We start from the raw sequence: 8,399 nt of genomic DNA, 5'->3' as shown, positions 1-8,399 counted from the left end.
GACCGCCGCACGGAGGTGAACCATCCTGCCAGTGGTATTACCACCTTTACCTACGACAATCTCGGCAATGTACTCACCAAGCAGACTGCCAACCTTAAAAAGGAGGGCAAGACCATCAACTATGAGTACGATTACGGACGATTGACGGCTATCAACTACCCCGACCATCCAGAAAACAACGTGAAGTACCACTACGGCGGTATCAACTCTTCTTACAATCGCATCGGACGTTTGACGCTACGCGAGGACGGCAGTGGTGCTATCGAGTATTACTACGGCAATTTGGGTGAGGTGTTGAAAACTGTGCGTACGCTGATTGTGCCTAATCAAGCAGTGGCAACCTACATTACACAGTGGAAGTATGACAGCCACAATCGCCTCTTGGAAATGATTTATCCCGATGAGGAGAAGGTAACCTACGGCTACAACCTCGGTGGACAGGTAGAGAAGGTCAGTGGCTATAAAACTACCCATTACGACTATGTCAGCAAGATTGGCTACGACAAGTTCGAGCAGCGCACTTATCTCAAATACTGTAACGGAGCGGAAACCTTCTACTCCTATGACCCACAGCGTCGCAGACTGCAGAACCTTGCAGTCAATGCAGGTGGCAAGACCATCATGGACAATGCCTACGGTTATGACGTGATGAGCAATGTGTTATCGGTTGTCAATAAAGCGGCAATTCCTGAAAAAGGCAAGGCAGGCGGACAGATGAGCCACAGCTATACTTATGACCCACTGTATCGTCTAAGCACAGCCAGTGGAACGTACAAAGGTGCGGACAATAAGACGGCATCTTACACCCTTGCCATGGGCTATGACAACATGCACCGCATCACAAGCAAGAAGCAGCACCTCACGCAAAGTAACGTACAGTTCAACGGTTCGCTCAACGCAGGCTATAACCTCACCTACACATACAATAATGATGAGGGCAAGAAGTTCCAACTGGCCAGTGTTCGTGACATCAACTACCGCACGGAAGAAACCCCGACGGACAGCACGAACATCAACAACGGACACAAGTACACCTATGATGCCAACGGAAACCTTGTCTACATCAACACCAGCCGTGTAAAGCATGATGGCAAGGAAGATGAAAAGGCAACCGAGCAGAAGTACAAGTGGGACGAAGAAAACCGACTCCTTGCAGCCGATGAGAATGGCTTTGTGAGCAACTATTGGTATGATGCCGACGGTGAGCGCACGGTGAAGACTAGTGGTGAGAACGAAGCCATCTATGTGAACTCCGAGTTCTCAGGTGGCAATACTGGTACAGCACGCTTTTCGCTCTATGTCAGCCCATACCTCGTGGCAGGGCAAGGTGGCAAGTACACCAAGCACATTTACATTGGGTCACAAAGAATCGTCAGCAAACTTGGCGACTTGGCAAGTTATGGCGCAGACCCAAGACGCATTCCTTATGCAGGCGATGAAGCTGACGGTGTATCCGTAGACTACAAGGCAAAATATAGTCAGCAACTACAATCCATCAAGGACAACTACAAAACGTTTGACTTGCCTTATTCTGGAAAGGACAATAACGACTATGTAAACGGTCAAGGCTTCTGCTGCAACGATGGTACGCCAGAGGCTTCTCAAGCAAGGGCGATGAATGCCAACACACGTGCTGCTGTAGATAATAATTTCCATGACAAGGATGCGTACGAGAAGATGCAGTTCTACTATCATCCCGACCACTTGGGCAGCAGTAGCTACATCACCAACTTGGACGGAGAAGTATCGCAGCACATCGAATATGTGCCGTTCGGTGAAGTATTCCTTGAAGAACGCAACAATACGTGGAATACCCCTTACCTCTTCAATGCCAAGGAGTTTGATGAGGAGACGGGGTTGTACTACTATGGTGCGAGGTACTATGAGCCGAGATTGAGTCTGTGGATGAGTACGGATCCGATGGAAGAAAAATATCCGGCGACAAGTTCCTATTGCTTCGTAGCAAATAACCCTATTAAATATTTTGATTTGGATGGCTTACAATTATGGGTTGCTAATAATGAAGCTATGAGTCTTTTATTACATACCTTAGCACCTGAAGATCGAGGGTATGTGGTAAGAGATAAAAATGGATTTATAGATTCTAAAATACTAACAGAAGGTGTAAAACATTCTGTTTCTAATAGTGAAAATTTAAAGTCATTGCAAAAAATTGTCGCTGATCCAGATAACACTGTTCGATTGTATGGATTAGTAGAACAATATGATTTTTTATCGGTTAACAATGAAAAAAAGACTAAGATTTTTGAAGCTCCGAATAGACAGAATCTATATCGAGAACTAATGGAGGGTTTTAGTGGAGATGAATCTATGAAGGCCAAATACAGTGAAACTTTAATACAACAGGGAATTGTAGACGAATATGAATTAACAGGAAATCTCGGTGCAACTTTACGTCCCAAAAGGTTAACAAATGTTTTTCCCGCAGGACAAATGTCCATGTCTAATGATGTCGAAATATACATAAGTTGTAAAGGTACTACAACCTTGGAGCAAGTTAAAACACTTGGACATGAACTATATGGTCATACTCTGTTTGGAATTAGCGGATTAGATCCAAGACATGGAGGAAATACTGGACGACCTGATGGTAATCCTACTTTGGAAAAGCAAATAATTAAATCTGAAATGGAATCAGAAAAGAATTGTAATCAATGAGAAGTATTCTTCTTTTATTTATCTCACTAGTAGTAGGCGGTTGCTCCTGCAGTCAACTGTCTACTACTGTGTGTAGCATTGATAGTATTGCTGTGTACATAAATGATACGTTATATATAGCAAAACCATTTGTATCGAAAGATATATCAAAGGAAATAAACAATAAATTTAATTGGTCAAATATACCCAATAATGATCTTGAATGGAGAGGAAAGGTCTATATAGAATTTACTCTGACCCAAACAGGTAGATGTATAGACATTAAGATTTTAACAAGAACTAATAGCAAGTATATTGACACAGAAATAGTTCGATGTATAAGAAGAATAAAATATAATATCCGTTATCGTTCCAAACATAAGGTTAAAGTTTTTGCGATTGTTGATTTACAAGGAGGTCTTGGATAATTTATCATTATGGTATCAAAGAGAAAATAGATAATGCCCCAAATTAGGTATTGTGAAAATAAGGTACTGATTATTAATGCTATCTGACAAAATGAAAAGTGTGAAGGCTGGAATTAACGCTTTGCTTTCGCATTATTTCCGACATTACAGCATAAGCACATGAGCAAAGATATTTTTTGGGTACTTTAAGCTCCAGATTGGAAGTTATCAAAATTAAAAGAACAACAAATATGGCACGCAAACGACAAGTCACAATAGTGATAGATAACTGTATGACATTAAAACAGCAAGAATATGGCAAACAGACCGTTAGTCCATATATAGATTGCTTGAACTTACCCATACAAGGGTAACAGGCAATACCCTTATAAGGGTGTTCATCATTACCCTTATATGGGTATCAAAAGCCGTAAGCAATAAACAGAAAAAACATCGTTACATAAGTGATAACCATAAACAATTAAAGAGTATGATAGAATTTGAAGTAAAATCAAAGACGTAGCCCATCGGCAAGCGCAAAGGGCATTCAGAACAATGCTCCACTCTCGCAGAGCGGCAAGGCAGGCGGACAGATGAGCCATAGTTATACTTATGACCCATTGTACCGTTTGTCAAGTGCAATAGGTACTTATAGGGGAACGGACAATAAGACGGCTTCTTACACCCTTGCCATGGGCTATGACAACATGCACCGCATCACAAGCAAGAAGCAGCACCTCACGCAAAGTAACGTACAGTTCAACGGCACTCTCAATGCAGGCTATGACCTCACCTACACATATAATAATGATGAGGGCAAGAAGTTCCAACTGGCTAGTGTCCGTGACATCAACTACCGCACGGAAGAAGCGCCGACAGACAGCACGAACATCAACAACGGACACAAGTACACCTATGATGCCAACGGAAACCTTGTCTACATCAACACCAGCCGTGTAAAGCATGACGGCAAGGAAGACGACAAGGCAAGTGAGCAGAAGTACAAGTGGGATGAGGAAAACCGACTTCTTGCAGCCGATGAGAACGGTTTTGTAAGCAACTATTGGTACGATGCTGATGGTGAGCGCACAGCAAAGACGAGTGGTGAAAACGAAGCTATCTTTGTCAACTCCGAATTCTCGGGCGGCAGCACGGGTACGGCACGCTTCTCGCTCTATGTCAGCCCGTACCTCGTGGCAGGACAGGGTGGTAAGTACACCAAACACATCTACATCGGTAGTCAGCGTATCGTCAGCAAGCTTGGCGATTTGGCAAGTTATGGCGCAGACCCAAGACGCATTCCTTATGCAGGTAATGAAGCTGATGGTGTGACTGTCAATTACAAGGATAAGTACAATCAGCAACTGCAATCCATCAAGGACAATTACAAGACATTCGATTTGCCATACAACGGTCAGGATAATCCCGACTATGTCAATGGCAAAGGCTTTAGCAGTGATGACGACACGCCGGAGGCAGCACAGGCAAGGGCGATGGTCAAGACAAGAGCTGGGGAAGCTGGTACAAACGAGCGAATGCAGTTCTACTATCACCCTGACCATTTGGGTAGCAGTAGTTACATCACCAACCTTGATGGCGAAGTAGCCCAGCACATCGAGTATGTGCCGTTTGGAGAAGTGTTCATAGAGGAGCGCAACAACACTTGGAACACGCCTTACCTCTTCAATGCTAAGGAACTGGACGAGGAGACGGGTATGTATTACTATGGTGCAAGGTATTATGAGCCGAGGTTGAGTCTGTGGATGAATTGTGACCCAATGGAAGAAAATCTACCAAGCAGTTCAACGTATAGTTATGCAGCGAACAATCCTATAAGATTTATTGATATGGAGGGAAAGATTCCGTTTGATAAGTCCGTGGCTCATACACGTATTTCCAGCGGATTCGGTATCAGGAAGCACCCAATTACAGGAGAATTGAAGGGACATGGTGGTATAGATTTAGCTACGGCTGGTACGGGACATGATGTGCATGTCTTAGCAGATGGTGTTGTAAAAAAGGTTGGGTGGAATGTGAAAGTAGATTCAAAGGGAAATAAAACGGGATATGGTAGATATGTTGTTGTTCAACATTCTGACGGATATGAATCACTTTATGCCCATTTAGATAAGAATGGTGTTGCAGTTTCGGTTGGTGATAAAGTATCTGAAAATGATGTGATTGCAAAATCTGGAAATACAGGTGGCTCTACCGGCCCTCATCTTCATATAGAAATAAGTAAAGGGAATATTTTGCAAAAGAGTAATAAAATAGATCCATCCTCTATTCCTGATCTTCAATTGTTATTGCATCCAGATAATAAAGAATATTATGGAGGTGAACTTTCTCCTGTTACGGTATACGGACATGCACCTACCCCTATGCTATTACAGCCTATATCTTTACCTAAGATAGAGGAAATTAAAATTAATACTCAAGATAAAAAATAACTTATGTATCTAATAGGGGGATTTTCCACCCTATAAGATTATAATACTACAAAAATGAAGAACTATATATATATATTCATTATAATGTGTCTTTTGTCATGTTGTACTTATTTTAAAAATGATGAGAAAAAGAATATCACGAAAAAAAATAAGGATTTTAACTCTACAAAAAAACTGACAAATGAATCATTTTCGGACTTTATCACTCAATTTCATAGAGATTCTGTGTTTCAGATACAAAGAGTCGCTCAAGAGGTTACAGGATTTAATTCAGACTACGAAGAATCTTCAATAGAAGATGAAACTGATTCTATAACAAATTTTTCTTGGGGAAAAGGTGATTTAATATATTATTTAAATAGTGCCAACAAAGCAATAAATGATTCGATGTATACAGTATCATATAAATTAGATTCAGAAGATAGTGCAACGGAAAAAATCTATATACCTCAAAGTAGTTGTTTCTACATACTGACTTTCTCTAAAATCAATGGTCATTGGTATTTGTCTGAATTTGTTTATAATGAAATGTAGTGGAGGGTCGTTTTATTTTTATAATAAATCAAGGATTAAGGTTTTGCAAGTTATAGATCTTACATCTAAAATAAATAAAGAAATAAAAGAATCAGGCGGTAATGCTTCAGATCGGGAGTTATTGTAATAATCATCTGATTATCAATGTACTTTCCAAAAGATAAAGTAGTGTGGCAGGGATAGCTTCCCTGCCTCTTGCTATATTTGCACCATAAAACCAAGAGAAAACGAACATACGAGAACGTTTCGGCACTTTATGCTCCAGATTAGGAGTTGAGTTTCAATGTCCGCATTGCCACTCAAACAATATTATCAAAAGTGGTAAAAGTAGTACAGGTAAACAACGCTACCGATGTTTGAATTGCCAGAAGCGTTTTATTACCGACTACACATATAAAACCTATATTTCTAACATTGATAACTGTTCAAAGAGGGATTGGGCAATCGCAGCACGGTACTAACGTTGGGCATGATGATTTATCAACCTTCATTCTTGTTTACTCTCAAGAGATTTTGTCAGCAGCACTGCTTGCTGTTGCAGTCTGATGAGAACTTGGGAATAGGTTTCAAGTTTTTCCAGCATTCGTTGAGAAGTGGCGACAGAATGATAAGTATTGAGGGCTTTCACGGCTTCGTTGTACAGCACGCCTATCTTATTCATCATGGAGACGATTTCGGAGAGTTTCTCCAAGTAAGGCTCTTTTGCAGGGTCTTGGGTGATGACCTTAAAGGCTTCACCCAAAAGCCTTGCTCGGACAAAATCACTTTTCGTTTTTGCTCCCGACTTGCGGTAGAGTCTGATAAGCTTCTGCTGGTCTTCGGAATTAGGTATTCTGATGTGCCATCTGTCCCATCGTGGGCAGGTGGCACATCTGCCGTCTGGCTTCTTTTGTTTCTGCTTTTTCATTGCTTTCTAATCACGACTTTGGAGTGATTTAATCCCCTTTCGGGGCAAGGGTCTTTGTGGTACAAATGGCAATTTGTGGTACAAAGACACACCTTGCCAGTATAAAGAAAGAGATAGTTTGTTATGTTCCATAAAGTAACCTTTCTGGGGTGCTTTTGATAGACGAGAGTTCAAAGTTCAAGAAGTAAATCAAGAGATAAGTTTAGACTAATTTCTTGACTTACTGACTTTATGAGCTGACATGTTTTTGACTAAAGTTAATTTTAACTTAGGTCGAAACTAATTTCTTGACCAAAGTTATAACTGACCATTTGACTTAAGTCGCGACTGATGTCTTAACTTAACTCATAACTTACCTGTTTGCGGTATTGGATTATAATGCCATTCAAGCATTGTCTGTATGTCGCTCTGCTTGTATAGTATCTTCCCTCCGATTTTGTAGAAAGGAAGCGTTCCTAAGTTTCTGTACTCTTGGAGCGTGCGTGTGCTGAGCCGTAATTGGCTGCAAACTTCCTCGCCTGTAAGGTAAACCTCTCCACCAAGCATAGGGCGAGCCGCCAAGCAATAACGCTCCAATTTCTTCAATGTGCCCTGCATCAACTGAGAAAACATCTGCATCTGAGGGTCTTCCTGCGTAATGATTTCATTCTCCGACATAATTCATTCATTGTTTGCGTTCAGTAACTCCGTGATATCGCTCTCCTTGTAATAGCACTTGTGTCCAATCATGGAGAAAGGGATTTTTCCCGTATCTCGGTATGATTGCAGAGTACGCTTGCTGATGCCCAAACGCTTGCACACGGCTTCGTTGTCAAGCCATTCGTCCGTTTCGGGCGGATTGCCGATAAGCTGTTCAATACTGTGGATAAAGTCTGCAAATTCGGAGCGGTGTCGCTCCCACGCTTTGCGATCGATGATAATGAGTTTCATTGCCTTAATTTTATTTTGATTACTTTATTGTTACTCGGCAAACAAACTGTTATGCAGTCCATTGCCGTACTTATCAAGTGCAAAAGTAAACCCTTGGAACCACCGCTGCAAGAAATGGGGATAAGCAGGGAAATAGAGAGAAAACAAGAGAAAAGACCAAAGGAGATCCATCTGTGTTATTGCGGTAATGAGATGAGGTGCCGGCTCGTTCCTTTTATTATTTTGTTGTTTTATCGATAGTTCGACAAATCGACAAATCGACAAATCGAGAAATCGAAGTGTCTATAGATAGTTTTATCGATAGATTATTTTGACGATATATAGTTTTGACAACAGATGGTCATGACAACAGATAGTCATGACAACAGATAGTCATGACAATAAATTGTACAAACAACAGATAGTCCGTATTATCGTTAGTCCTATCTATTGTTGGCTGTTACGCCTTGCGTCCAAAGAGCCTGAGTATGCCGTATTCTTGTCGTGCCTATACTCTCTTACGGCAGCCCTGCC

The 8,399-nt window shown here is 41.3% G+C and carries 8 protein-coding genes; 5 read left to right on the top strand and 3 right to left on the bottom strand.

Annotation, left to right across the window (positions count from 1 at the left end; translation table 11 throughout):
* The 5 genes from C7379_RS13055 to C7379_RS13230 form a co-directional block, all read left to right on the top strand.
* A partial coding sequence (locus tag C7379_RS13055) for an RHS repeat-associated core domain-containing protein (RefSeq protein WP_243406809.1) occupies nt 1–2,679 on the top strand: 2,679 nt, incomplete at its 5' end.
* Entirely contained in the window at nt 2,676–3,086 is a 411-nt protein-coding gene (locus tag C7379_RS12220; RefSeq protein WP_025073133.1) for an energy transducer TonB, read from the top strand. The genes C7379_RS13055 and C7379_RS12220, both read left to right, overlap by 4 nt.
* Before the next feature lie 671 nt (nt 3,087–3,757).
* On the top strand, nt 3,758–5,515 hold the full coding sequence (locus tag C7379_RS12215; protein WP_243406810.1) for a peptidoglycan DD-metalloendopeptidase family protein: 1,758 nt from the start codon (nt 3,758–3,760) through the stop codon (nt 5,513–5,515).
* A 54-nt stretch (nt 5,516–5,569) separates the two neighbouring features.
* Complete coding sequence (locus C7379_RS12210; protein ID WP_007173270.1) at nt 5,570–6,049, top strand: DUF4348 domain-containing protein; 480 nt, start codon at nt 5,570–5,572, stop codon at nt 6,047–6,049.
* 233 nt (nt 6,050–6,282) lie between these two features.
* The gene (locus C7379_RS13230; protein WP_083793795.1) at nt 6,283–6,510 is read left to right on the top strand and encodes an IS1/IS1595 family N-terminal zinc-binding domain-containing protein; all 228 of its coding nucleotides are present in this window, start codon (nt 6,283–6,285) and stop codon (nt 6,508–6,510) included.
* 26 nt (nt 6,511–6,536) lie between these two features.
* On the opposite strand, the gene C7379_RS12200 is transcribed toward C7379_RS13230, so the two are convergent.
* From C7379_RS12200 to C7379_RS12190, 3 genes are all read right to left on the bottom strand, one after another.
* A complete protein-coding gene (locus tag C7379_RS12200; RefSeq protein WP_116617513.1) occupies nt 6,537–6,956 on the bottom strand; it encodes a plasmid mobilization protein in 420 nt (139 codons plus the stop codon).
* A 345-nt stretch (nt 6,957–7,301) separates the two neighbouring features.
* Complete coding sequence (locus tag C7379_RS12195) at nt 7,302–7,613, bottom strand: helix-turn-helix domain-containing protein (protein WP_116617512.1); 312 nt, start codon at nt 7,611–7,613, stop codon at nt 7,302–7,304.
* Nucleotides 7,614–7,616: 3 nt separating this feature from the next.
* The gene (locus C7379_RS12190) at nt 7,617–7,886 is read right to left on the bottom strand and encodes a helix-turn-helix domain-containing protein (protein WP_004351356.1); all 270 of its coding nucleotides are present in this window, start codon (nt 7,884–7,886) and stop codon (nt 7,617–7,619) included.
* Between the last annotated feature and the right edge of the window lie 513 nt (nt 7,887–8,399).

Origin of the sequence: Hallella colorans (assembly GCF_003096815.1) — a bacterium.
GTDB lineage: Bacteria > Bacteroidota > Bacteroidia > Bacteroidales > Bacteroidaceae > Prevotella > Prevotella colorans.
The sequence above is the reverse complement of the archived record's forward strand: the minus strand, read 5'-3'. Positions and strand labels throughout refer to the sequence as shown.

What these genes read in the sequence shown, in the direction of transcription:
- C7379_RS12190 (WP_004351356.1), bottom strand. Translation starts at nt 7,886, where the DNA reads ATGAAACTCATTATCATCGATCGCAAAGCGTGGGAGCGACACCGCTCC.
- C7379_RS12220 (WP_025073133.1), top strand. Translation starts at nt 2,676, where the DNA reads ATGAGAAGTATTCTTCTTTTATTTATCTCACTAGTAGTAGGCGGTTGC.
- C7379_RS12195 (WP_116617512.1), bottom strand. Translation starts at nt 7,613, where the DNA reads ATGTCGGAGAATGAAATCATTACGCAGGAAGACCCTCAGATGCAGATG.
- C7379_RS12210 (WP_007173270.1), top strand. Translation starts at nt 5,570, where the DNA reads ATGAAGAACTATATATATATATTCATTATAATGTGTCTTTTGTCATGT.
- C7379_RS12200 (WP_116617513.1), bottom strand. Translation starts at nt 6,956, where the DNA reads ATGAAAAAGCAGAAACAAAAGAAGCCAGACGGCAGATGTGCCACCTGC.
- C7379_RS12215 (WP_243406810.1), top strand. Translation starts at nt 3,758, where the DNA reads ATGGGCTATGACAACATGCACCGCATCACAAGCAAGAAGCAGCACCTC.